Genomic DNA, 23,677 nt, shown 5'->3' with positions numbered 1-23,677 from the left:
CGGAAAGAATCAAAAGGATCAACGGGTATCAGCGGACCGGAGTTCCGTCCGGGCGCAACTGCATCTGCGGTCGCCCGGTCACCAGCAGCCAGGCGGGCAGCGAGGCGATGCAGAGCAGGGCGAGGATCGCCGGCGAGGCCACCAGGACGGCGGCCGTGAACAGGCTCACCCAGCCCTGCCGGGTGATCGCGAGGAGCATGCCCAGCACGCCTGCGGCGACGGCGAGTGCTGGATCCACCGCGGGCACGACCGCGTGGGCGAAGAGGCCGAACGCGGTGCCGATGAACACCGACGGGAAGATCCGGCCGCCCCGGAAGCCGCAGGACGCGGCGACCACCAGCGCGGCCAGCTTCACCGCCGTCATCGTCGCGAACCGTCCGGCCGACCAGCCCTCGGGATCCGCTGCGAGTGCCCCGACCTCGTCCAGTCCCTTGAAGAGCGTCAGATGGCCGCCCACGGCTGCCAGAAGGCCCAGGACCAGTCCGCCGGCCGGAAGCGCCAGCATGGGGTGTCGGAGGCGGGAGAAGGCGCCGTGGACGTATGGGAAGAGGTAGACCGCCGTCATTCCGAGCAGTGCGGCCAGTGGTGCCAGTACGAGGGCTGCGAGCAGATCGCCCCATCCCGGTCTGCCGAACGCGGGCAGGTGCAGGTCGAAGCTCGGGTGGGCCACCAGGGTGGTCGTCATGGCGCCCGCCCCGGCCGCGGCGAGCGGCGCGAACACGTTGTCCCAGAGGGCGCCTTTGGTGTTCCGGCCGGCCAGCGCCTCCGAGATGAGCAGGGCCGCCGCGACCGGCGTCCCGAACAGCGCCCCGATCGTCGCCGACTCGGCCAGCGCACCCCACACCCCGCCCGGCACCCGGGGTGCAAGCCTGCGTCCGGCCCACAGGGCGAGTCCCACGTTCACGGCGATGATCGGGTTCTCCGGGCCGAGACTCGGTCCGCCCGCGAGCATCAGCGCGGTCGCCAGCAGCAGGCCCGGCAGCACCCTGGGCGGCAGCGGTACGGCCTCCAGGCCGGTCGTGGCCGGATCGGGACCGGCGTGACCGGGCACCTTCCACACCACGATGCCGACCACGATGCTGGTCGCCGTCAGCATGACGAGCATCCACAGCACCGAGTAGCGGCCGATGCCGAGCGCGTCGGGCAGGTTCTTCCACAGCACGTGCTGGAGCCGCTCCGCCGCCTCGCTCACCCCGAGGAAGAGCAGACTCGCGAGCACGCCCACGACCAGGGCGGGGACGATCAACGGCAGCAGGGCGCGCGCCGGGGTCGTAGGGGCAACGGGTGCCTGTTGCGCGCTGTCCTGGGCCACGCGCTCACCATAAGCGGGCAAAACGGACCCAACATCTTGAGGTCGAACGTCTGGGGAGCGTGAAGGCTTGCACCTCACGTGGCGTGAGGCCCCACCGTGGAGCGCGACAGAGAAAGGAGCGGAAATGAGCCACTCCGTAGGACAGGACTCCTACTCCGTGGGGCAGGTCGCCGGGTTCGCCGGGGTCACCGTGCGAACGCTGCACCACTACGACGACATCGGCCTGCTCGTCCCGAGCGGGCGCAGCCACGCGGGCCACCGGCGCTACGGCGACGCGGACCTCGACCGGCTGCAGCAGATCCTGTTCTACCGGGAACTCGGCTTCCCGCTCGACGAGGTCGCGGCCCTGCTCGACGACCCGGAGACGGACCCGCGCGCACACCTGCGCCGGCAGCACGAGCTGCTGACCGCCCGGATCGAGAAGCTCCAGAAGATGGCCGAGGCCGTGGAACACGCCATGGAGGCACGCACTATGGGCATCAACCTCACCCCCGAGGAACGCTTCGAGGTCTTCGGCGACAAGGACCCCGAGCAGTACGCCGAAGAGGCCGAACAGCGCTGGGGCGGCACCGACTCCTATGCCGAGTCGCAGCGCCGGGCCGCCCGCTACACCAAGGCCGACTGGAAACGACTCCAGGCCGAGGTCGACGACTGGAGCGAGCGCTACGCCACCCTGGTGACCGTCGGCCAACCACCCACCGCCGAGGAGGCCCTGGACCTGGCCGAGGAACACAGGCTCCACATCGACCGCTGGTTCTACGCGTGCTCCTACGAGATGCACGTCTGCCTCGCCGGGATGTACGTCTCCGACGAGCGCTTCAAGGCGTTCTACGACTCCATGGCCCCGGGTCTGGCCGAACACCTCAGGGACGCGATCCTGGCGAACGCGTCCCGGCACTCCTCCTAGTACTCCAGTCATACTTCGCGATCTGGTTCGATGACCCACGGGGTCTATGGGCCTCAGCCGAGTCGCGGAGGTGGGCGGATGGACGAGCGCACGGTCATGTTGAACGAACTCGCGCAGGGGCTGCGCCCGCTCGGGCAGGGTGTCGAGTGGTTCGAAGCCCTGCCCTCCGAGGACCAGTTTGAAGTCCTTCGGGATCTGGGCGGACACTGCATTCAGGCGCGCGCGACGGTGGAGGACGGGCCCGAGAGCGTGCGAGTCGCCGGTATCCGGCCGACGCACACCCCGGCGGTGCTGATCACGCGTGGGCAGTTGGCCGGGCAGCTCACAAAGATCATCAATCTGCCGCAGGACGAACGCGTGAAGGCGTTTCGGTTGCTGGTCGCGCTGCTGGGGGTGGCGGACAAGCGCCGCCGGGAGCGGTTCTGCGCCGGCGGATGCAGCCATGCCTGGCACCAGTTGGCGGCAGGGGCCGGTACGGAAGCGGCCACCGCGTGATCATCAGAGGTTGTGTGGACTTCTGAAGATGGTGCGATGGCCGCGGGCCAAAGCGTAGACCCGGCCCGCTGGCGGGTGATGTTCGACCAGGCCATGGCTCGCATCGCGGGCCGTTTCCGACGAGTGGAACCGAGGGCGACGGCACGGGCGTTCGTCCTCGGACTACTGTCCGGCGTCGAACGCAAGAACTGCTGGCAGTTGGCCGAGGAAGCCGGCCATGCCCGCCCCGGCGCGATGCAGCGACTGCTGCGAAGCTCACGCTGGGACGCCGACGAGGTGCGCGACGAGGTCCGTTCCTACGTGCTGGACCACTTCGGCGATGACGGTGTGCTGGTCGTGGACGAGACGGGGTTCTTGAAGAAGGGCCTCCATTCGGCGGGCGTGCAGCGGCAGTACACCGGCACTGCCGGACGGATCGAAAATGCCCAGGTCGGAGTGTTCCTCGCCTACGCGTCGTCGCGGGGACGGGCCCTGATCGACCGTCGGCTCTACCTCCCTGAGCACACCTGGTGCCGGGATCCCGAGCTCCGGTCGGGCTCCGGCGTTCCCGAGCAGGTCGAGTTCGCCACCAAGCCCCGCCTGGCCCTCCAGATGATCGAAGCGGCCCTGGACGCCGGGTGCGCCTCCTCCTGGGTGACGGGAGACGAGGTCTACGGCCAGGACCCCCAGCTTCGCTCCGCCTTGGAGGCGCGCGGGATCGGCTACGTCCTGGCGGTCGCCTGCACCACCAGGGTGCGGATCAACCAGGACCGCACGGTGGCGCGGGCCGACGGTGTGGCTGCCACCCTGCCCCGGGACGCCTGGCACCGGCAGAGCGCCGGCGCCGGAGCGAAGGGCCCGCGCTACTACGACTGGGCGTGGGTGCAGACCGGCGCCGACAGGAACCGGTGCCTGTTGATCCGCCGCAACCCCGCAACCCCGCAACCGGCGAACTCGCCTTCTACCTGTGCTGGTCACCAGGCGAGGTGGCGCTGTCCGCGCTCGTGCGCGTCGCTGGGATCAGGTGGTGCATCGAGGAGTGCTTCCAAGCCGCAAAAGGCCAGGTCGGCCTGGACCACTACCAGGTCCGTCACTGGACCTCCTGGCACCGCCACATCACCCTGGCCATGCTCGCACTGGCCTTCCTCACCGCTGTCGCCGTCAGCGCGAAGCCCAACCCGGGCACCACGGACCCGGACCGTCCAGTCCGCAGCAGTGACCCGATCGACCTGACCATCCCGGAGATACGTCACCTCATCGCCACATTCTTCAGGCGGCCGACCGCACCTTCCGGCAGCCTGTTGGCCTGGTCGATCTGGCGCAGACTCCACCAAGCACAGGCCAGACGCTGCCACTACCGACGACGACTCACCAGCAGCTCAGAGACGTAGATCACGAAGTCGCACTGGAGTACTAGGAGGAGTGCCGGGAGCACTCGTTACACCCGGGCCAGCACCACCGCCGTCCCGTAGGCGCACACCTCGGTGCCCACGTCCGCCGCCTCGGTCACGTCGAAACGGAACGCCAGGACGCCGTTGGCGCCACGCGCGCGTGCCTGCTCGATGAGCCGCTCCATGGCCTGGTTCCTGGTCTGCACAAGGGTCTTGGTGAGCCCCTTCAGTTCACCGCCGACCATCGACTTCAGACCGGCGCCGATCTGGCTGCCGAGATGCCGTGAGCGCACGGTCAGCCCGAACACCTCGCCGATCACCTGCTCGACCCGGTACCCCGGAACGTCGTTCGTCGTGACGACCAGCACATCGGCCTGCGGCCCCTGGCCGCCGCCGTATTCGTCGATACCCATGGCTCACAGCTTTGTCCTATGCGGCGCACAGTGCATCCTGGAGACACCGGTGGAACCTGGGGCGGACACATTGCGTTGATAGCTTTGTGCGGCCTTGCCTGGACGACGCCGTATCCCTCCACCCCTCAGGAGCCCGGAACCGTGATGACGCTCGCCCTCGGCCCGAGCTGGCTCGACCCGAACACCATGCTCGACCGGTTCGGGATCTGGGGCCTCCTGCTCGTGGTCTTCGCGGAGTCCGGCCTGCTCATCGGGTTCTTCCTGCCGGGTGACTCGCTGCTGTTCACCTGCGGCCTGCTGATCACCGCAGGGACCCTGGACTTCCCGCTGTGGGCGGCCGTGGCGCTGATCTGCGTCGCCGCGATCCTCGGCGACCAGGCGGGCTACGTCTTCGGCAAGAAGGTCGGCCCCTCGCTCTTCAGCCGCCCGGACTCACGCCTCTTCAAGCAGGAGAACGTGGTCAAGGCGCACGAGTTCTTCGAGAAGTACGGCCCCAAGTCCCTGGTCCTGGCCCGCTTCGTGCCCATCGTGCGCACCTTCACGCCGATCATCGCCGGCGTCAGCGGCATGAAGTACCGCTCGTTCCTCACGTTCAACATCATCGGTGGCGTCCTGTGGGGCGCGGGCGTGACCCTGCTCGGCTCCTGGCTCGGCAACATCGACTTCGTCCACAAGAACATCGAAGCGATCCTGATCCTGATCGTCTTCGTCTCCGTGGTCCCGATCATCATCGAGTTCCTGCGCGCCCGCTCCAAGGCGAAGAAGGCCCCCCAGGGGCGCGAAGAGCAGCCTGCCGACCCGGCCGCGACCCAGCCGTTCCCGGTCATCATGGACGACTCGACGACGCAACTCCGCCGCATCGACGAGCCCCAGCCGCAGCCCCAGCAGCAAAACAACGGCTACGACCAGAACAACGGTTACGACCAGTACTACGCCCAGCCCCAACAGCAGCAGACGTACCAGCAGCAGCCGTACGGCAATCAGCAGTACGGCAACCAGCAGTACCCGCCGTACGACAACCAGAACCAGGGCTACTAGCAGACCCAGCTGCAACGCGCCCGAAAGGGGAGCGGGGAACTGCGCGACCAGCCACAACGGACCCGCACCCGCCAGCGCACGAGGCTCCCCGCGCTACTAGGCGCTCAGAACCCCCGAGTCCGCTTGGCGGCCCGCCGAGCCCCCGCGGACGCCCCCGGCACCCGCAGAAACAACCGCGAGATCTCCGACCCCAGATTGACACCGATCGCGATGGCCATCGCGAGCGATGCCGCCGTGGCCAACGACACCAGCCCCTTGTCGACCTCGTTCTGAGCGATTGCCAGCAACCCGAAATACGTGGCCGACCCTGGCAACAGGGGCCCGATCGCCGCGGTCGTGTACGGCAGCGCCGACGCGAACCGGTACCGGGACAGCAGCTGCCCGAAGAGTCCAACGAGCCCCGCCGCGACGGCCGTAGAGGCGACCGGCGAGATCTTGGCGGCGTAGTGCATCGCGCCGTAGACCGTCCAGGCGACGCCCCCGTTGAGGGACACGAGCAGGACGGTGGATCGTTCCTGCTGGAGCAGGACGGCGAAGGTCAGGGACAGCAGGACGGACGCGCCGATCTGCCACAGGGGGCGATTGGAGTTGCCCAGGGCCACGTCCGGGTTGAGCTGGGCGTCGAACTTCACGCCGAAGTACAGGACGGTCAGCACGCCGGCCACGATGCCGACGAAGAAGTACATGACCTCCAGGAGCCGGGCCGCCGCGGTGATGTAGAAGCCGGTCAGTCCGTCCTGTACGCCCGCCACCAGGGCCCGCCCGGGCAGCAGCGCGAACAGCCCGCCGGTGATGACCGCGGAGGCCTTCACATCGACGTCCGCGACCGTGAGGGCGACTCCTATCGCGGCGGGCGGCATCGCGGCGACCGTGAACTGGTAGAACTCCGGCAGCCCGCGCCCCGCGCACAGCCACGCCAGCCGGTCGCCGAGCATCGCGCCGAGCGCGGCGGCGAAGAACACGACGATGTCACCGCCGACGAGTACGGAGGCGGCGCCCGCGAGCAGCCCACTGGCCCCGGTCAGCACCCAGCCGGGGTACGGGTGCCGGTTGCGGCGCATCTCCGCGAGCCGCCGGTAGGCGTCCTCCAGGGAGAGTGCCGTCTCCGGGTCGCTGAGGTCCTGGACCAGGCGGAACACGGCCGCGAGCCGCGTGTAGTCGGTGCCCCGTCGCCGTACGGTCCGGGACGCGGTGACCGGATCGTCGACCAGGGAGGGCTGATAAGAGATCGACAGCAGGGTGAAGGTGACCGTCGGCTCGCAGCGGTCGAGGCCGTAGGAGCGGCAGACCGCGAACATCGCCGCCTCGACGTCCTCCGCGCCCTCCCCGCCCGCGAGCAGCAACTCGCCGATGCGGAGCGTCAGATCGAGCACGCGCGGTACGGCGGGGCCGCTGTCGTCCGGCTTCTGCACCGGCTCCGGCGCGGGCCGCTCGGTCACCGGCATGCGCAGCATCGTGCGCATCCGGTCCTGCCAGGGCACGTCCTTGGTGAGGCTGACGAGGGGAATCCCGGTCGGCGGGGTGAAGGCGGGCGGCGCCTCTCTGGCGCTGTAGGTGCTGGGCGGACTGAACGCCGATCCCTCGGACTCGTCGGCGGTCGGTGCCGTCACGTCGAGCCCTTGCGGAACGGCGAACTCGGACGTCGTGGACGATTCCCCGTCAGCCGCCGTGACGCCCGAGGGCGCCGTGAACGCGCTCTTGGCCTCGTCCGACTGCGGCTTGCGGTCCTCCGCTTCCGTCACTCCGTAGCACTCCCTGTACGACACCTCCGGTGATCCTCAGTATGCGCACAGACATGCAAACGGGCCGCACGCGTGTGTGCGTGCGGCCCGTCTACGGACAGGGGGCTCAGTGGCCGCCCTGCTCCTTCAGTCGCTTGTACGAGCGCTCGATCTCCGCCTCGGCGTCCGTACGGCCCACCCAGTTGGCACCCTCGACCGACTTGCCGGGCTCCAGGTCCTTGTAGACCTCGAAGAAGTGCTGGATCTCCAGGCGGTCGAACTCCGACACGTGGTGGATGTCACGCAGGTGCTCCACACGCGGGTCGGACGCCGGGACGCACAGCAGCTTGTCGTCGCCGCCGGCCTCGTCGGTCATCCGGAACATGCCGATCGCGCGGCACTTGATGAGGCAGCCGGGGAAGGTCGGCTCCTCCAGGATGACCAGCGCGTCCAGCGGGTCGCCGTCCTCGCCGAGAGTGTTCTCGACGAAGCCGTAGTCGGCCGGGTAACTGGTCGAGGTGAAGAGTCGACGGTCCAGGCGGATCCGACCGGTCTCGTGGTCCACCTCGTACTTGTTCCGCGAACCCTTCGGGATCTCGATCGTGACGTCGAACTCCACCGGTGGCTCCTCCATGATCAGCACATAGTTCTGGTGGTTAAGTGTCCCTCACGCAGGTGTGTGATCGCGAAAGGGGCTGGTGGTCGTGCCGGAGCTGAGGCCTTGGCGGGCCGCGAGACCGCAAGTGGCGCGGGTCGCGCGAGCCGTCCGGCCCCGTCTCAAGCGGGCCGCGCAATCCGTGAAACCGCAGGTCACACGGGTCAAGCAAGCCGTGAAGCCCCAGGTCGTACGGATCAACCAGGCCGTGAAACCCCGGGTCACGCGACTCACTGACGCAGTGTCACCGCAGGTCGCCCGGCTCGTCCGAACCGTGTCACCGCGGATCGCGAAGTTGCCGCGGCCCGACAGAACCTGGCGGTTCACCGCCGTCGCCACCACCGCAGGGATGGCGCTGGCCGCCGTCGTGGTGACCGCCGCCGGTCCCTGGGACTCCTCCGGTCAGCGTACGGCCGAGCGGGACCACGCAGTCGCACAGGAACGTTCAGGTGGCGTAGATCACGGCCGTATTTCCGATACGTCCGCCAAGGCACCCCGACCCGCGCCCAGCGCCGCATCCGTCCTGGTCGCCCTCGGCGGCTCCGCGAGCACGGTGAAGTCCGCGCCGACCGGCACGGCCCTCGCGGACGTCCTGAACCCCCTCCTGGACAGCGCGGCGCTCGGCACCCGCCACACGGCCGCCGTGGTGGACGTGTCGACCGGAAAGCGCATCTACGGAGTGGGCGCCGACGACGCCCTGACCCCGGCCTCGACCACGAAGATCGCCACCGCCGTGGCCGCGCTCTCCGCGATGGGCGCCGACCACCGCTTCACCACCCGTACCGCCCTGGAGCCCGACACCAAGGAACTCGTCCTGGTCGGCGGCGGCGACCCCACCCTGACCGCCCACAAGGACGCCGAGGGCTGGGCCAGCCTGCGCACCCTGGCCGACGACACGGCCGCCGCCCTGAAGAAGCGCGGCGTGCGCGAGGTGACGCTGTCGTACGACACGACCCTGTACGCCGGTTCCGAACTCCACCCGATCGGGGCCAACGACAACCTCGCCCCGGTCAGCGCCCTGACGGCCGACGAGGGCCGTACCGACGACTCCTCCAGCGGTCCGGTGCGGCGTGTGACGGACCCGGCGACGGACGCGGCCAAGAAGTTCGCGGGCTTCCTGGAGGAGCACGGCATCAGGACCACGTCTCCGGGTCCCTCGAAGGCGACCGGCCGCGCGGACACCCTCGCCTCGGTCTCCTCGCCGCCCCTGTCCGACATCGTCGAGCGGATGCTGACCAACAGCGACAACGACATCGCGGAGGCCCTGGCCCGCCAGACCGCCGTCGCGACGGGCAGGCGCGCCGACTTCAACGGGGGCGCCGCGGCGATCGCCGCCCAGCTGACGAAGCTTCAACTCCCGGTCAAGGGAGCGGTGTTCAACGACGGCAGCGGCCTGAACCGCGACGACCGTCTCACCGCCGACCTCCTCACCGCCCTCCTCGTCAAGGCCGGCGCCCCGGCCCACCCCGAACTCCGCCCGGTCCTCACCGGCCTCCCCATCGCCGCCTTCACCGGCACCCTGACGACCCGCTACACGGACGCCACGGGCGCGGCAGGTGTCGTACGCGCCAAGACCGGCACCCTGACGGGCGTCAACACGCTGGCGGGCACGGTCGTGGACAAGGACGGCCAACTCCTGGCCTTCGCCTTCCTGGCCTCCGACACGACGAACACCCTGGAGGCCCAGGCAGCCCTGGACCACACGGCAACGGCGCTGGCGGCCTGCGGCTGCAGTCAGGACCGCTGACGGCGCCGTTCGGACAGGCCGTCACACCTGCCGACCGTCGTGCCCTGCCCCAAGCGGCAGCGCTCACGTACGGTTGACGCATGACGAGCATCGGTGGTGCCGAGATGGTCGACTGGAATCTCGCGGTGGCGACCGCGACCCGACTTGTGCGGCCGGGCCCCGAGGTGAGCCGTGACGAGGCCCGGGCCGTCGTCGCGGAGCTGCGCCGGCATGCGAAGGCCTCGGAGCAACACGTCCGGGGATTCACCCGGATGGGTACGGACGACATCCACGACACCCCGATCCTGGTGGTCGACCGCCCCGGCTGGGTGCGGGCGAACGTCGCCGGGTTCCGGGAGATCCTCAAGCCGCTGCTCGACAAGATGCAGGAGCGGCGGGGCAACACCCCGGGCGGCGCGGTCTTCGGCGCGGTCGGCGGCAAGGTGACCGGTGTCGAGCTGGGCATGCTGCTGTCGTTCCTGTCCTCGCGCGTGCTCGGCCAGTACGAGACGTTCGCCCCGGCCACCCGCGAACTGCCGGCGGGGGCGAAGGGCGGGCGGCTGCTGCTGGTCGCGCCGAACATCGTGCACGTGGAGCGCGAACTCGACGTACAGCCCCACGACTTCCGTCTGTGGGTGTGTCTGCACGAGGAGACGCACCGCACGCAGTTCACGGCCGTGCCCTGGCTGCGTGACCACCTGGAGGGCGAGATCCAGTCGTTCCTGGGGGAGACCGAGGTCGACCCCATGACCGTCCTGGAGCGCATCCGGGAGGCCGCCCAGTCGCTGGCCGGCGGCCGGCCCGAGGGCGAGGAGGACGACGAGGGCCGGTCCCTGGTGGAGATCGTGCAGACGCCCGCGCAGCGGGAGATCCTCGGCCGGCTCACCGCCGTGATGTCCCTCCTGGAGGGGCACGCCGACTTCGTGATGGACGGCGTCGGCCCGGACGTGGTGGCGAGCGTCGCGGAGATCCGCGAGAAGTTCCAGCAGCGGCGCGCCAAGGGCGCCTCCCGGCTGGACTCGGCGCTGCGCAAACTGCTGGGCCTGGACGCCAAGCTGAGGCAGTACCGGGACGGCGAGCGGTTCGTACGCGCGGTCGTCGAACAGGTGGGCATGGACGGCTTCAACCGTGTCTGGACCTCCCCGAACACGTTGCCGACGAAGACGGAGATCGCCAAACCGGCGGACTGGGTCGCGCGGGTGCACCGCAAGGCCGAGTCGTGAACCGGTCGCGGATGTGGTGAAACGGATTCGGCCGACGGCAGGCGAACGCCCCCGCAATCACCCGTCCGAGGGACCGTGAGCGATGGGTAGGCGTGCGATGCTCGGGGAACGCCCCGGTTCTGTCACCATCTACACACTCTGAGTGACCGAATCTCGGGCCAACCCCCCGAAAACTTCATGAAGGGAACCGGACATGGGTCCCCATCCTGCGGTCGCGGCGATACGCCTGGCGGTCCGCCGCGTCCTCCACGACATCCTCACCGACCACGAGGCCCTGCAGACCGTCGGCGCCTCCCGGCACACCCCGCACGAGCGCCCGCCCTCGCCGCTCGTGCTCGTGGCGTGCTCCGGCGGCGCCGATTCCATGGCGCTCGCCTCCGCCCTCGCCTTCGAAGCACCCAAACTCGGCATCCGGGCCGGCGGCATCACCGTCGACCACGGCCTCCAGGCAGGCTCCGACCTGCGCGCCGACGAGGTCGTCCTGCGCCTGCGCGAACTGGGCCTGGACCCCGTCGAGGCCACCGCCGTGACCGTGGGCCGCGAGGGCGGCCCCGAGGCAGCCGCCCGGGACGCCCGCTACGCCGCCCTCGACGCCTGCGCCGCCCGCCACGGCGCCGCCGCCGTCCTGCTCGGCCACACCCGCGACGACCAGGCGGAAACCGTCCTGCTGGGCCTCGCCCGCGGCTCCGGCATCCGCTCCCTGTCCGGAATGGCCGCGGTCTCGGGGGCCGACGGCCGTTACCGCCGCCCCTTCCTCCAGCTCGACCGGCAGACCGCCCGCAAGGCCTGCATGGTCCAGTCGCTGCCCGTCTGGGACGACCCGCACAACGCCGACCCCGCCTACACCCGCTCCCGGCTGCGCCACGAAGGCCTGCCCGCCCTGGAGAAGGCGCTCGGCAAAGGGGTCGTAGAAGCGCTCGCCCGTACCGCGCAGCTCTCCCGGGACGACGCCGACGCCCTCGACACCTGGGCCAGCCAGGCCGAGGCCTCCGTACGGGACGCCACCGGCCTCCTGGAGTGCGCCAAGCTCTACGCCCTGCCGCCCGCCGTGCGCCGCCGCGTCCTGCGCCGCGCCGCCATCCAGGCAGGCGCCCCGGCCGGTTCGCTGTTCGCCCGGCACATCGAGGAAGTCGACCGCCTGATCACCGGCTGGCGCGGCCAGGGAGCCATCAATCTCCCGGGCAAGGTCGTCGCCCAGCGCCAGGGTGGCAGACTGGTGATTCGGCAAGGCTGAATCGACACCCCCTCCGGGCCTCCGGGGGCGGGGCCAGGTAGTAGCCGGTTGGACGACCGAAAGTGATGCGGGTGGACGCGAAAGACATGGGTGACGACCTCCAGTCGGTGCTCATCACCAAGGAAGAGATCGACGCGAAGCTCGTGGAGCTCGCCGCGAAGATCGACGCGGAGTACGCGGGCAAGGACCTGCTGCTCGTCGGCGTCCTCAAGGGCGCGGTGATGGTCATGGCGGACCTCGCCCGGGCACTGTCCACCCCCGTCACCATGGACTGGATGGCCGTGTCGTCGTACGGCGCGGGCACCCAGTCCTCCGGTGTCGTGCGGATCCTCAAGGACCTCGACACCGACATCAAGGGCAAGCACGTCCTCATCGTCGAGGACATCATCGACTCCGGTCTGACGCTGTCCTGGCTGATCTCCAACCTGGGCTCCCGCGAGCCCGACTCGTTGAAGATCTGCACCCTCCTGCGCAAGCCGGAGGCGGCCAAGGTCGCCATCGACGTGGAGTGGGTCGGCTTCGACATCCCGAACGAGTTCGTCGTCGGATACGGCCTCGACTACGCCGAGAAGTACCGCAACCTCCCGTTCGTCGGTACGCTCGCGCCGCACGTCTACGGCGGCTAGGGCCACTCGGCCCAAGCCCTGTAAGACGATCGGGAACCCCAGCGGGTTTCGCGCCGTTGGAGCATGCAGACACGTCTCCCAGCCGTCCCGTGCGACTTCGGGCAACATTGCTGGGGTACGGTCAGAAGAACTGTCTTTATCAAACTCACTATGGCAGGAGGGACGGAGCGAATTCGCTCCGTATGGATGGACGTGAAGCGATACTTCCGTGGGCCGGTCATGTGGATCGTGCTGGCCGTCCTTGCCGTGGTCGTGTTGATGCAGGTCGTCGGCTCGTCCGGCGGCTACAAGACGGTGGACACAGGCCAGGTCGTCCAGGCGATCAATGACAACAAGGTCGAGTCGGCCAAGATCACCACAGGCGACGAGCAGACCATCAAGGTCACGCTCAAGAGCGGCGCCAAGGTCGAGGGCAGCTCCAAGATCCAGGCGAGCTACATCGGCGACCAGGGCGTGGACCTCGCGTCCACGCTGCAGACCAAATACCAGGACAAGCAGATTCCGGACGGCTACACGGTGTCGCCGACGAAGCAGAACGCTTTCGTCGGGATCCTGCTGTCCCTGCTCCCCTTCGTCCTCATCGTGGTCGTCTTCCTGTTCCTGATGAACCAGATGCAGGGCGGCGGCTCCCGAGTCATGAACTTCGGGAAGTCCAAGGCCAAGCTCATCACCAAGGACACCCCGAAGACGACGTTCGCGGACGTCGCGGGCTCCGACGAGGCCGTCGAGGAACTGCACGAGATCAAGGAGTTCCTCCAGGAGCCGGCGAAGTTCCAGGCCGTCGGCGCCAAGATCCCCAAGGGCGTACTCCTGTACGGCCCCCCCGGCACCGGCAAGACCCTGCTGGCCCGCGCCGTCGCCGGCGAGGCCGGGGTGCCCTTCTACTCGATCTCCGGTTCCGACTTCGTCGAGATGTTCGTCGGTGTCGGTGCCTCCCGAGTCCGTGACCTGTTCGAGCAGGCCAAGGCGAACGCCCCCGCGATCGTCTTCGTCGACGAGATCGACGCGGTCGGCCGCCATCGCGGCGCCGGCCTCGGCGGCGGTCACGACGAGCGCGAGCAGACGCTGAACCAGCTGCTCGTCGAGATGGACGGCTTCGACGTCAAGGGCGGCGTGATCCTCATCGCCGCGACGAACCGGCCCGACATCCTCGACCCGGCCCTCCTGCGCCCCGGCCGCTTCGACCGCCAGATCGCGGTCGACCGCCCGGACATGCAGGGCCGTCTGGAGATCCTCAAGGTCCACCAGAAGGGCAAGCCGGTCGCACCGGACGTCGATCTGTCGGCCGTCGCGCGCCGTACGCCGGGCTTCACCGGCGCGGACCTGAGCAACGTCCTCAACGAGGCCGCCCTGCTCACCGCCCGAGGCAACCGCAAGCTGATCGACAACTCCATGCTGGACGAGGCGATCGACCGTGTGGTCGCGGGCCCGCAGAAGCGGACCCGGATCATGTCGGACAAGGAGAAGAAGATCACCGCGTACCACGAGGGCGGACACGCCCTGGTCGCGGCGGCTTCCCCCAACTCCGACCCGGTCCACAAGATCACGATCCTCTCCCGAGGCCGTGCTCTGGGCTACACGATGGTCCTGCCCGAAGAGGACAAGTACTCGACCACGCGCAACGAGATGCTGGACCAGCTGGCCTACATGCTGGGCGGTCGCGCGGCCGAGGAACTGGTCTTCCACGACCCGACCACGGGTGCCGCGAACGACATCGAGAAGGCCACCGCCACGGCCCGCGCGATGGTCACGCAGTACGGCATGACCGAGCGCCTCGGCGCGATCAAGTTCGGCGGCGACAACACCGAGCCCTTCCTGGGCCGGGAGATGTCGCACCCGCGCGACTACTCGGAAGAGGTCGCCGCGCTCGTCGACGAAGAGGTCAAGAAGCTCATCGAGAACGCGCACAACGAGGCCTGGGAGATCCTGGTCGAGAACCGTGACGTGCTCGACGCGCTCGTGCTCCAGCTGCTGGAGAAGGAGACGCTGAACAAGGAGCAGATCGCCGAGGTCTTCACTCCCATCGTGAAGCGCCCGGCCCGCCCCTCGTGGACCGGCTCCTCCCGCCGTACGCCGTCCACCCGCCCGCCGGTGCTCTCCCCCAAGGAGCTGTCACTGACGAACGGGTCGAACGGCGCGGGTCCCGCGATCACCGCCGGTGCGACCGCCGAGTCCTCTCCCACGCTGGAGAAGGCCCCGGAGGACCGCCCCGAGAACTGACGCGAGTCTCACACGGCCCGAAATGGAAGCCGCGCCCCCCTGGATTTAGCCTGGGGGGCGCGGCTTTTCCATATGCCCGCAACTGAGGCGTGTGTCCGCACACGCGTGACCCGCACAGGAACGAGGCACGACATGACCGACCCCGTGACGCTGGACGGCGAGGGAACGATCGGCGTCTTCGACGAGAAGCGCGCCGAGAACGCCGTACGAGAACTCCTGATCGCGGTCGGCGAGGACCCGGATCGTGAGGGGCTGAGGGAGACGCCGGCGCGGGTGGCGCGGGCGTACAAGGAGATATTCGCGGGGTTGTGGCAGAAGCCCGAGGACGTGCTGACGACGACGTTCGACCTGGGGCACGACGAGATGGTCCTCGTGAAGGACATCGAGGTCCTGAGCAACTGTGAGCACCATCTGGTGCCGTTCGTCGGGGTCGCCCACGTCGGTTACATCCCGTCCGCCGACGGCAAGATCACGGGGCTGTCGAAGCTGGCCCGGCTGGTGGACGTCTACGCCCGCCGGCCGCAGGTGCAGGAACGGCTCACCACGCAGATCGCCGACTCCCTGATGGAGATCCTGGAACCGCGCGGTGTCATCGTCGTCGTCGAGTGCGAGCACATGTGCATGTCGATGCGGGGGGTGCGGAAGCCGGGGGCCAAGACCATCACGTCGGCTGTGCGGGGGCAGCTGCGGGATTCGGCTACCCGTAATGAGGCGATGAGCTTGATCATGGCTCGCTGACGGTTCACTTCGGGTGCGGGTCCGTCGTGGCTGATCGCGCAGTTCCCCGCGCCCCTGTGGGGCGCCTCTCGTGAACGGTGCGATCAGGTGACCGGTGTCGCCCCCGCCGTGTTGTTGTCGTCGTCCTCCGGGAGTTTGCAGACGCGCTCCAGGAACATCGCCGCCGCTATGACCGCGATGCCCGCCAGGACCGAGAAGCCGGCGTAGATGGCCTGGTCGCGGCGGGCCGGGATGTCCAGGGACTCCAGGAGGTAGGCGCCCGTGCCGCCGTACATGCCGGCGACGAGGGCGGCGACCAGGGCGCTGGCCTGACCGAAGACGACCGCGCGGGCGGCCATCAGGGGGTCGACGCCCTTGGCGCCGGGGCGGCGCTCGCGCTGTGCCTTGAGGCGGGCGCGCAGGGAGAGCGCCGTGGCCAGCAGGACGACGGCGATCACGGCGAGGACGACGGGGGCGGCCAGCGGGACGCTGGGCAGGGTCCCCACAGCGCTCCACAGTCGCGCACCCGCCCAGGACAGCACTCCGGCGACGACGAACACGCCGGCCAGCATCCTGATCCGCAGCTCTCTCACGGTGTCCCTTCAGCTCCCCCGGCCCGATGGGCCTGCCCGTCCGTCCGCCGGGGCGGGCGTTCGGCGTTTGTGGTCGTCTCGACCTTAACGACTACTCGGGCAGCCGGAGTTCCAGGTCCTTGCGCGGCGCGACCCCGTCACGGGTGATGTCGTCCAGGAGGGCGGCGACCGCGCCGCGGCCGGGCAACTGCGCTTCGGGTTCCACGTCGTGCCAGGGGACGAGCACGAAGGCCCGTTCGTGGGCGCGCGGGTGGGGGAGCGTCAGCACGGGGTCGTCGGAGACGACATCGGCGTACGCGACGATGTCGACGTCGAGCGTGCGCGCGCCCCAGCGCTCCTCGCGGACCCGGTGGAAGGCCTCCTCGACCGCGTGCGCCCGCTCCAGGAGGGACGACGGGGGCAGAGTGGTCTTGAGGACGACGACCGCGTTGAAGTACGAGGGCTGGCTGCCGGGTTCGACGCCCCAGGGCTCCGTCTCGTAGACGGGTGACACGGCTTTGATGCGGACGCCGGGGGTGTCCTCCAGGGCGTCGATGGCGCCCTGGAGGGTCTCCAGGCGGTTGCCGAGGTTGGCGCCGATGGAGATGACGGCACGCCTGGGGTTGCTGAGGGTGGTGTCGGCGGCGTCCACCTGCCGTACTACGGATGCGGGTACCGGTTGGACGGTCGGGTCGCTGTGACCCTCGGTGAACGAGAAGGTCATACTCGGCTCCGGGTGATGGTGACGGTCACGTCGTCGAAGGGGACGGTGATCGGGGCGTCCGGTTTGTGGACGCGGACCTCGACCTCCTCCACCCCTTCGTGCTTCAGGCAGGTCTGCGCGATGCGCTCGGCGAGGGTCTCGATGAGGTTGACCGGCTCGCCCTGGACGACGGCCACGACCTCCTCGGCCACGATGCCGTAGTGCACGGTCTTCGTCAGGTCGTCGTCGGCGGCGGCCGGCCGGGTGTCCAGGCCCAGGACGAGGTCCACGATGAAGGTCTGGCCCTCCTCGCGCTCCTTCGGGAACACGCCGTGGTACCCGCGGGCCTTGAGGCCGCTCAGCGCGACACGATCCACGCGAATCACTCCTGCAATCGTCGGTGGTGGCCGGTTCGTACCGGGTGCGGGCGGTACACCGGCCTCGAACGAATCTACCTGCGGGCACTGACAGTGCCGGGCCGCGAGGGCGTGGGCGCCGTCCGGGCCCGCAGGTTTCGCCGACCGTTTCCCCCGGGGAACCCGGCGGCTCATGGGTCGGTAGCCGCCCCTACCCGCCGGTTCGTGATTCCAACCACTTCTTGGTCCTGATGGGTTCCGGCCGACTCCTCTGGAGCCGCCTACCCGCTCAGGAGGGTGACTCGTCGCCTTCGTCCTCGTCGTTTTCGGCCAGGACCGGCGACGCGTGGTGCGACCAGAGCTTCCAGCCCTCGGGGGTGCGCCGGAACACGTTCGTGGCGACCACGAGCTGGCCGACGAGCGGGCCGAGTTCGTCGCTGTCGTCGGGGGCCGGGCCGCCGCTGAGGATGTTCTCCGTGCAGGTGACCAGCGCGGTGTCGCCGGTCACCGAGACGTGGACGTCGGTCAGGAAGAACTGGATGTACTCGGTGTTCGCCATGATCAGCGCGTACGACCGCAGGACCTCGCCGCGTCCGGTGAGCACCGGCCAGCCCGGGTGCACGCAGGAGATCACGCCGGTGTCCGCGGGGTCGTGGTACTCCTCGTCGACGCCCAGGTCGGCCGGGGTGAGCCAGAGGTCGGACAACTCGTCGAAGTCGCCGCGCTCCAGGGTCTCGTAGAACGCCGTGTTGGCGAGTTCGACCTGTTCGACGTCGGTGTGGGGGGCGCTCACCGGGCTCCCTCGGAGCTGATGCGCGAAGCCGTGCGGGCGCCGAGGGCGCGCGCTCCCTCGACGGCGCGTGCGACGCGTACGGCGTCCGCAGTGGCGTGCACCTCGTGGACGCGCACCGCCCATGCGCCGGCGTGCGCCGCGAGCGCGGAGACGGCGGCGGTGGCGGCGTCGCGCTCGCGCGCGGGCGGGGGCGCTCCCTCGGGGCCGGCGAGGACATGGCCGAGGAACCGCTTGCGGGAGGCGGCGACGAGCAGGGGGTGGCCGAGGGCGAGCAGCCGGTCGAGGTGGGCGAGGAGGACGAGGTCGTGTTCGGCGTCCTTGGAGAAGCCGAGGCCCGGGTCGACGACGACACGGTCGGGGGCGATGCCTCCGGCGAGAACGGCCTCCACGCGCGCGTGCAGTTCGTCGACGACTTCGGTGACGACGTCGTCGTAGACGCCCCTGACGTTGCCGCCCTCCAGGAAGCCGCGCCAGTGCATGACGACGAAGGGGGCGCCCGAAGCGGCGACGACCGGGATCATCGCGGGGTCGGCGAGACCGCCGCTCACGTCGTTGACGAGGACGGCGCCGGCGGTGAGGGCCTGTTCGGCGACGGAGGCGCGCATGGTGTCGACGGAGACGGTGACGCCCTCGGAGGCGAGGCCCCGCACCACGGGGATGACGCGCTTGAGTTCTTCGGCCTCGTCGACGCGGGTGGCGCCGGGGCGGGTGGACTCCCCGCCGACGTCCACGAGGTCGGCGCCCTCGGTGACCAGGCCGAGGCCGCGCTTGACCGCTGCCGTGGTGTCGAAGAAGCGACCGCCGTCGGAGAAGGAATCAGGGGTGACGTTCACGACCCCCATGACCGCGCACCGGTCCCATTCCGGGAGGCCCGCGACGCGCCCGCGCCCGCTCTGCTTGCTCATGCGTTCAGCGTAGGCCTTGGGGGAGGGGTGACGGTCCTGTGGGCCGAACGCGAAGGGGCCGGTCCGGGCGGTCGCGCCCCGCCCGGAGGCGGGGTGCTCGCCCGGACCGGCCCGATCGGTCAAGCGGCCCGCACATCCCGTTCCGCGAGACCGTGGGCGCAGGCCGGAGCCATGGCCGTACGGCGGCGGAGGAAGCGGGGCAGGGGGAGGGCGAGGTTGACGAAGCCCTCGGCCTGCATCGCGGCGAAGCCGATGCGGGGGAGGTCGCCTGAGGCGCGGTAGACGACGAAGCGCGGCTCCCAGCGGGGCTGGAACTTGGCGTTGAACTTGTACAGGGACTCGATCTGGAACCAGCGCGACAGGAAGACCAGCAGCCCGCGCCAGGCGCGCAGCACCGGGCCCGCGCCGATCTTCTCGCCGCGGGCGAGGGCCGCGCGGAACATCGCGAAGTTGAGCGACACGCGCGTGATGCCGAGCTTGGGCGCCGCCTGGAGGGAGGCGACGATCAGCAGTTCGTTCATCCCCGGGTCGGCCGCGCGGTCGCGGCGCATCAGGTCCAGGGACATGCCGTCGGTGCCCCAGGGCACGAAGTGCAGGATCGCCTTCAGGTCGCCGTACTCGCCCGGCTGTTCGTCGGCCTTGTGGGCGGTCGCGATGAAGCAGTCGCCGTCGGCGGGGTCGCCGATGCGGCCGAGCGCCATGGAGAAGCCGCGTTCGGTGTCGGTGCCGCGCCAGGCTTCCGCGGCGAGCCGGATCCGCTCCAGCTCGCCCTCGCCGAGGTCACGTACACGCCGTACCCGGGTTTCGTAGCCGGCCCGCTCGATGCGCTTCACCATTTGGCGCACGTTGCGCATCGCGCGCCCGGCGAGCGAGAAATCCGCTACGTCCACCACCGCCTCGTCGCCGAGTTCGAGGGCGTCGAGGCCGGTCTCGCGGGTCCACACCTCGCCGCCGGTCTCGGAGCAGCCCATGACGGCCGGCGTCCAGGAGTGGGCCTTCGCCTCGTCCATGAACCGCTCGATGGCACCCGGCCAGGCCTCCACGTCACCGATGGGGTCACCACTGGCGAGCATCACCCCGGACACGACGCGGTACGTCACCGCCGCCTTGCCGCTGGGCGAGAAGACGACGGCCTTGTCGCGACGGAGCGCGAAGTGGCCGAGCGAGTCGCGGCGGCCGTGCTTCTCCAGGAGGGCGCGCAGATGCGTCTCGTCCTCCGGGGTGAGCCGCGCGGCCGGGTGTTCGGGCCGGAAGGCGAGGTAGATCGTCGTCACGGCGGTGAGCAGGCCGAGCGCGCCCAGCGAGAAGGCGACCGTCCAGGAGGTGGCCCCTACGTAGTCGACCGGGCCCTCGAAGCCGAACAGGCCGTACAGGACGTGACTGATCCGGTCGGCCAGGCTCGGGTCGCCGACCATGCGCTTGGAGTGGACGCTGACGATGACCAGTCCGAGAACCAGGGAACCGGCGCCCATGAGCACGAAGTTGGCGAGCGCACGCCACCTGCTGCGCGGGTCGGGCAGCGCGCGGAACTCGTCGCGGTGCATCAGCAGCGGCGCCAGCAGCGCGGCCGAGATCACGACTCCTATGACCGAGTGCCGGTACGCGAACTGCGCCACCGCGCCCGCCGGCAGCAATGCCACCGCGGCACGCCAGGCCCGGCGCTTGCGCCGCCTGAGCCCGTGCGCGAGGAGCAGCAGCAGTACACCGACGCTGAGCGAGAGCGCCGCGGCGAAGGGGCCGAGCGCACCCGGCAGCACCTCCGCCATGGTGTGCATACGGCTGTGCCGGAAGCGCGGGAACACCCCCGCGGCGATGTCCAGCAGGCCGACAAGGGCGCAGGCCCTGGCGACGAGCGTGGGAACGACCTCGGGGCGCGGACCTCGGACTATGCGCCGGACCCGGCCTGACCGGCTCGGAACCCCACCCGACAATTCCCCATCTATCCTGACAGACATCGCATCCCGTAGTTCTGCGAGAGACCTTGGATCCGGGCCCGATTCGGGCATCCGGCGACATTGCGCCCTCTAGGACGGTGTCTAGGGGAAGGAGGTTCCTTCCTCACCGGAAAGCCGGTTCAAAGGCAGTGGAAAGCCCGGGGCAAACGCGCGCGAAGGTTGCGTGTCGCCAGGGCGGAAAGCGCAGGCGGGGACAGTTCATGGGACTCACGAGCAACAAAGTGCTGGCACTGGCGTTCGTGTGCGCCGTGCTGCTGTTCGTCGGCACGGTATGGCTGTGGCCGAGGCTGGCGCGGCGCAACTGGCGAGCCGTCAGCGGGCGCGTGGGCCTGCTGCTGGCAACGCAGTTGGTGCTCTTCGTCTCGGTCGGCCTCGGCGCCAACCAGGCCTTCGGGTTCTACGCCAGCTGGTCCGACCTGTTCGGCCGGGAGACCGGCCAGGGCGTGGTCGTCGACCACACGGCGCTCCGCGGCGCCGACGGCCCGCTCCAGGTGGTCGGCACCCGGCGGGTGGACGCCCCGGGCGGCGCCTCCCTGCCGAGCAGCGTGGGCCAGGTGCAGCGCGTCGACATAGTCGGCCGTACGACCCACATCGCCACCCCCGCCTACGTCTATCTGCCGCCGGAGTACTTCCAGCCGCGGTACCGCACGCGCACGTTCCCGGCGACGGTCGTCCTCACGGGGTACCCGGGCACCGCCCAGGCGCTCGTCGACAAGCTCAACTACCCGCGCACGGCACTGCAGCTGGCCAAGAACGGCCGGATGCAGCCGATGATCCTGGTGATGCTGCGGCCCACGGTGGCGCCGCCGCGCGACACGGAGTGCGTGGACGTCCCGGGCGGACCGCGGACCGAGTCCTTCTTCGCCAAGGACCTCCCGGATGCCGTGACGGCCCACTACAGGGTGGGCAAAAAACCCGGGACCTGGGGCATCGTCGGTGATTCCACGGGCGGTTACTGCGCCCTGAAACTCGCCATGCACCACCCCGGGGTGTACGCGGCGGGCGCAGGCCTTTCGCCGTACTACAAGGCGCCGATCGACCCCACCACCGGTGACCTCTTCCAGGGAGACGAGACGCTGCGGAACGAGGCGAACCTGTGGTGGTACCTCAAGCACCGGCCCGCGCCCGACACCTCACTGCTCGTCACCAGCAGCAAGGCCGGGGAGCACAACTACAAGGACACCCTGAAATTCATCGACAAGGTGCGGGCCAACAACTCCACCCGTATCGCGTCGATCATCCTGGACAGCGGCGGTCACAACTTCAACACCTGGCGACGGGAGATCCCGGCGACCCTGGAGTGGTTGAGCGGACGGCTCGGTAACGGCTGAAAGTGACCGTTCGACTGAGGCGAGAGAATAGGAGTGGCTGTGTTTTTACCGGGCGGGGCACCATGATTCGCCTACGCGCGGTAAGTTTCTGGCCATGCCACGTGGACGTCACCGCCATTCCCCGCCGTTGCACCGGCTGTTGCCTCCCTCGGCGATCGCAGGCGTGTCGCTCGTCTGCGCCTTCGGGCCGTGGGTCTTCTCGCAAGCCGCCGCGCTGCGCATAGTCGCCGCGATAGCCGCCGCGACCGCGCTCGTCGGGGCGGCCGTCATGCGCCGCTGGGACACTCAGGCGGGCAAGCAGGTCGCCGACCTGGTACGCGCGCGTACGAGCGACGAGTGGCGCTACGAGGAGCGGCTCGCCGAACTTGAGTCCGACCTCGACGAGTCGCGCGAACTGCGCGTCAAGCTGGAGCACAAGCTGCGCGCCAAGCGCACGGAGCTCGCGGGTCTGCGCAACGAACACGCGGCGCTGCTGCGCCGGTACGCCACGGCGGAGACCGAGCGCGCCAGCGCCCTGGAGGGCCGCCGCCTGCTGGAGATAGAGGCCGCGGAACCCGGCACGCGCGCGTTGCCGCCGGTTCCGGAGGACGGCGACGCCGAGATCCCGGCGGACGCGGACCTGAACCTGGACCTGGACCTCGTGGATCTCCAGGACGACGATGCCGACGACACCGAGGCTGTGGCTGCCCCGGTCGAGTCCGGGACGGACGCCGAGGACGAGACCGACGGGACCGAGGACGCCGACGAGGAGTCCGAGACCGGGGCCGTCGCGGAGAAGAAGCCGGCGGCTTCACCGGTGTTCTCCCCGGAGGGGTCCAAGCTGTTCCTGCGGGCGCAGGCGGCGCTGGTGCGCCTCGACGACGACTCGGAGTCCGCGGCGCCCGCGCCGAAGGACGACGACTCCGCGTCGGCCGAGCCCGCCCCGGTGGAGGCCACCGGCGGCCCCGCGGCCGAGTCGGAGGCCGCGCAGGAGGACGAGGCGGAGGGGAAGCCCGAGGCGGTCGACGGGCATGAGCACGCGGCCGCCGTCCCCCCGGCCGCAAAGTCCGCCCAACCCGCGCATCCGGCGGGCCACTTCACCGTGCCGACCGCGGTGGCGGTCGTACCGGCATCTCCCGTACGGCGGCCGATCGAGGGCGGGTTCGACTTCTTCGGCATGCAGAAGGGCGCGGCGTCCGCCGAGATGGACGCCGTACAGAACGAGGATCTCGCCGACGTCGTGGGCCAGGAGGCCCTGGCGGTGCACAAGGCGGAGGCCGAGGCGCAGTTCAAGCCGGCCGACGAGCGGTCCCGGGGTGTCGGCGCGGTCCAGGTCATCGACCTGACGGCGCACGACGAGACCGAGCAGATCAACCTTCCCGGACTGCGCAGCGCGGCCTCCTGACCGGGTCCTGACCGGGCGTCG

The 23,677-nt window shown here is 69.9% G+C and carries 21 protein-coding genes and 1 pseudogene; 12 read left to right on the top strand and 10 right to left on the bottom strand.

Going from position 1 to position 23,677, the window contains the following annotated elements:
* Window positions 1-28: 28 nt before the first annotated feature.
* On the bottom strand, window positions 29-1,312 hold the full coding sequence (locus OC490_RS40940; protein ID WP_262063121.1) for an ion channel protein: 1,284 nt from the start codon (window positions 1,310-1,312) through the stop codon (window positions 29-31).
* 124 nt (window positions 1,313-1,436) lie between these two features.
* On the opposite strand from OC490_RS40940, the gene OC490_RS40935 reads away from it, so the two are divergent.
* The 3 genes and pseudogenes from OC490_RS40935 to OC490_RS40925 all read left to right on the top strand — a co-directional run bounded on the left by OC490_RS40935 (window position 1,437) and on the right by OC490_RS40925 (window position 4,084).
* On the top strand, window positions 1,437-2,219 hold the full coding sequence (locus tag OC490_RS40935) for a MerR family transcriptional regulator (protein ID WP_262063120.1): 783 nt from the start codon (window positions 1,437-1,439) through the stop codon (window positions 2,217-2,219).
* Window positions 2,220-2,297: 78 nt separating this feature from the next.
* The gene (locus OC490_RS40930) at window positions 2,298-2,714 is read left to right on the top strand and encodes a DUF5958 family protein (protein ID WP_262063119.1); all 417 of its coding nucleotides are present in this window, start codon (window positions 2,298-2,300) and stop codon (window positions 2,712-2,714) included.
* 78 nt (window positions 2,715-2,792) lie between these two features.
* Window positions 2,793-4,084: pseudogene (locus OC490_RS40925) on the top strand (IS701 family transposase).
* Window positions 4,085-4,131: 47 nt separating this feature from the next.
* On the opposite strand, the gene OC490_RS40920 reads toward OC490_RS40925, so the two are convergent.
* Entirely contained in the window at window positions 4,132-4,497 is a 366-nt protein-coding gene (locus OC490_RS40920; RefSeq protein WP_043685301.1) for a YbjQ family protein, read from the bottom strand.
* A 144-nt stretch (window positions 4,498-4,641) separates the two neighbouring features.
* On the opposite strand from OC490_RS40920, the gene OC490_RS40915 reads away from it, so the two are divergent.
* Complete coding sequence (locus tag OC490_RS40915) at window positions 4,642-5,535, top strand: DedA family protein (protein WP_410099243.1); 894 nt, start codon at window positions 4,642-4,644, stop codon at window positions 5,533-5,535.
* A 104-nt stretch (window positions 5,536-5,639) separates the two neighbouring features.
* Here OC490_RS40915 and OC490_RS40910 read toward each other — a convergent pair whose 3' ends face one another.
* Together OC490_RS40910 and OC490_RS40905 are read right to left on the bottom strand one after the other, a co-directional pair.
* A complete protein-coding gene (locus tag OC490_RS40910) occupies window positions 5,640-7,277 on the bottom strand; it encodes a threonine/serine exporter ThrE family protein (RefSeq protein ID WP_262063117.1) in 1,638 nt (545 codons plus the stop codon).
* Window positions 7,278-7,383: 106 nt separating this feature from the next.
* Window positions 7,384-7,875, bottom strand: coding sequence for an inorganic diphosphatase (locus OC490_RS40905; RefSeq protein ID WP_019070224.1), 492 nt, complete (start codon window positions 7,873-7,875; stop codon window positions 7,384-7,386).
* A gap of 79 nt (window positions 7,876-7,954) precedes the next feature.
* On the opposite strand from OC490_RS40905, the gene dacB reads away from it, so the two are divergent.
* From dacB to folE, 6 genes are all read left to right on the top strand, one after another.
* Window positions 7,955-9,658 carry a D-alanyl-D-alanine carboxypeptidase/D-alanyl-D-alanine-endopeptidase gene (dacB, locus tag OC490_RS40900; protein WP_262063116.1) on the top strand — a complete coding sequence of 568 codons (1,704 nt, stop codon included), beginning with the start codon at window positions 7,955-7,957 and terminating at the stop codon, window positions 9,656-9,658.
* 80 nt (window positions 9,659-9,738) lie between these two features.
* Window positions 9,739-10,860, top strand: a complete 1,122-nt coding sequence (locus OC490_RS40895) for a zinc-dependent metalloprotease (RefSeq protein WP_262063115.1) — start codon at window positions 9,739-9,741, stop codon at window positions 10,858-10,860.
* Between the two features lie 193 nt (window positions 10,861-11,053).
* Window positions 11,054-12,094, top strand: a complete 1,041-nt coding sequence (gene tilS, locus OC490_RS40890) for a tRNA lysidine(34) synthetase TilS (RefSeq protein WP_019070221.1) — start codon at window positions 11,054-11,056, stop codon at window positions 12,092-12,094.
* A gap of 65 nt (window positions 12,095-12,159) precedes the next feature.
* Window positions 12,160-12,720 (top strand): hypoxanthine phosphoribosyltransferase, encoded by a 561-nt coding sequence (gene hpt, locus OC490_RS40885; protein ID WP_019070220.1) that lies wholly within the window; start codon window positions 12,160-12,162, stop codon window positions 12,718-12,720.
* Window positions 12,721-12,906: 186 nt separating this feature from the next.
* On the top strand, window positions 12,907-14,940 hold the full coding sequence (gene ftsH / locus OC490_RS40880) for an ATP-dependent zinc metalloprotease FtsH (RefSeq protein ID WP_262063114.1): 2,034 nt from the start codon (window positions 12,907-12,909) through the stop codon (window positions 14,938-14,940).
* 132 nt (window positions 14,941-15,072) lie between these two features.
* On the top strand, window positions 15,073-15,678 hold the full coding sequence (gene folE / locus OC490_RS40875) for a GTP cyclohydrolase I FolE (RefSeq protein ID WP_262063113.1): 606 nt from the start codon (window positions 15,073-15,075) through the stop codon (window positions 15,676-15,678).
* An 83-nt stretch (window positions 15,679-15,761) separates the two neighbouring features.
* Here folE and OC490_RS40870 read toward each other — a convergent pair whose 3' ends face one another.
* From OC490_RS40870 to OC490_RS40845, 6 genes are all read right to left on the bottom strand, one after another.
* Complete coding sequence (locus OC490_RS40870) at window positions 15,762-16,250, bottom strand: DUF3180 domain-containing protein (RefSeq protein WP_262063112.1); 489 nt, start codon at window positions 16,248-16,250, stop codon at window positions 15,762-15,764.
* A gap of 91 nt (window positions 16,251-16,341) precedes the next feature.
* Window positions 16,342-16,953, bottom strand: a complete 612-nt coding sequence (folK, locus tag OC490_RS40865; RefSeq protein ID WP_262063111.1) for a 2-amino-4-hydroxy-6-hydroxymethyldihydropteridine diphosphokinase — start codon at window positions 16,951-16,953, stop codon at window positions 16,342-16,344.
* Window positions 16,950-17,309 carry a dihydroneopterin aldolase gene (gene folB, locus OC490_RS40860; protein WP_019070215.1) on the bottom strand — a complete coding sequence of 120 codons (360 nt, stop codon included), beginning with the start codon at window positions 17,307-17,309 and terminating at the stop codon, window positions 16,950-16,952. Before folB ends, folK begins: the two co-directional genes overlap by 4 nt.
* Before the next feature lie 268 nt (window positions 17,310-17,577).
* Window positions 17,578-18,081: a nuclear transport factor 2 family protein gene (locus OC490_RS40855; protein WP_262063110.1), complete on the bottom strand. Its 504-nt coding sequence runs from the start codon at window positions 18,079-18,081 to the stop codon at window positions 17,578-17,580.
* Window positions 18,078-18,986: a dihydropteroate synthase gene (gene folP / locus OC490_RS40850; protein WP_262063109.1), complete on the bottom strand. Its 909-nt coding sequence runs from the start codon at window positions 18,984-18,986 to the stop codon at window positions 18,078-18,080. Before folP ends, OC490_RS40855 begins: the two co-directional genes overlap by 4 nt.
* Window positions 18,987-19,105: 119 nt before the next feature.
* Window positions 19,106-20,917 carry a phosphatidylglycerol lysyltransferase domain-containing protein gene (locus tag OC490_RS40845; protein ID WP_262063108.1) on the bottom strand — a complete coding sequence of 604 codons (1,812 nt, stop codon included), beginning with the start codon at window positions 20,915-20,917 and terminating at the stop codon, window positions 19,106-19,108.
* Window positions 20,918-21,141: 224 nt separating this feature from the next.
* Here OC490_RS40845 and OC490_RS40840 point away from each other — a divergent pair, with 224 nt between their 5' ends.
* Window positions 21,142-22,272: an alpha/beta hydrolase gene (locus tag OC490_RS40840; RefSeq protein ID WP_262063107.1), complete on the top strand. Its 1,131-nt coding sequence runs from the start codon at window positions 21,142-21,144 to the stop codon at window positions 22,270-22,272.
* Between the two features lie 94 nt (window positions 22,273-22,366).
* Window positions 22,367-23,656, top strand: a complete 1,290-nt coding sequence (locus OC490_RS40835) for a hypothetical protein (protein WP_262063106.1) — start codon at window positions 22,367-22,369, stop codon at window positions 23,654-23,656.
* Window positions 23,657-23,677 lie beyond the last annotated feature (21 nt).

Origin of the sequence: Streptomyces sp. STR69 (assembly GCF_024519455.1) — a bacterium.
Taxonomy (GTDB): Bacteria; Actinomycetota; Actinomycetes; order Streptomycetales; family Streptomycetaceae; genus Streptomyces.
This window is presented reverse-complemented; position numbering and strand designations above follow the sequence as displayed.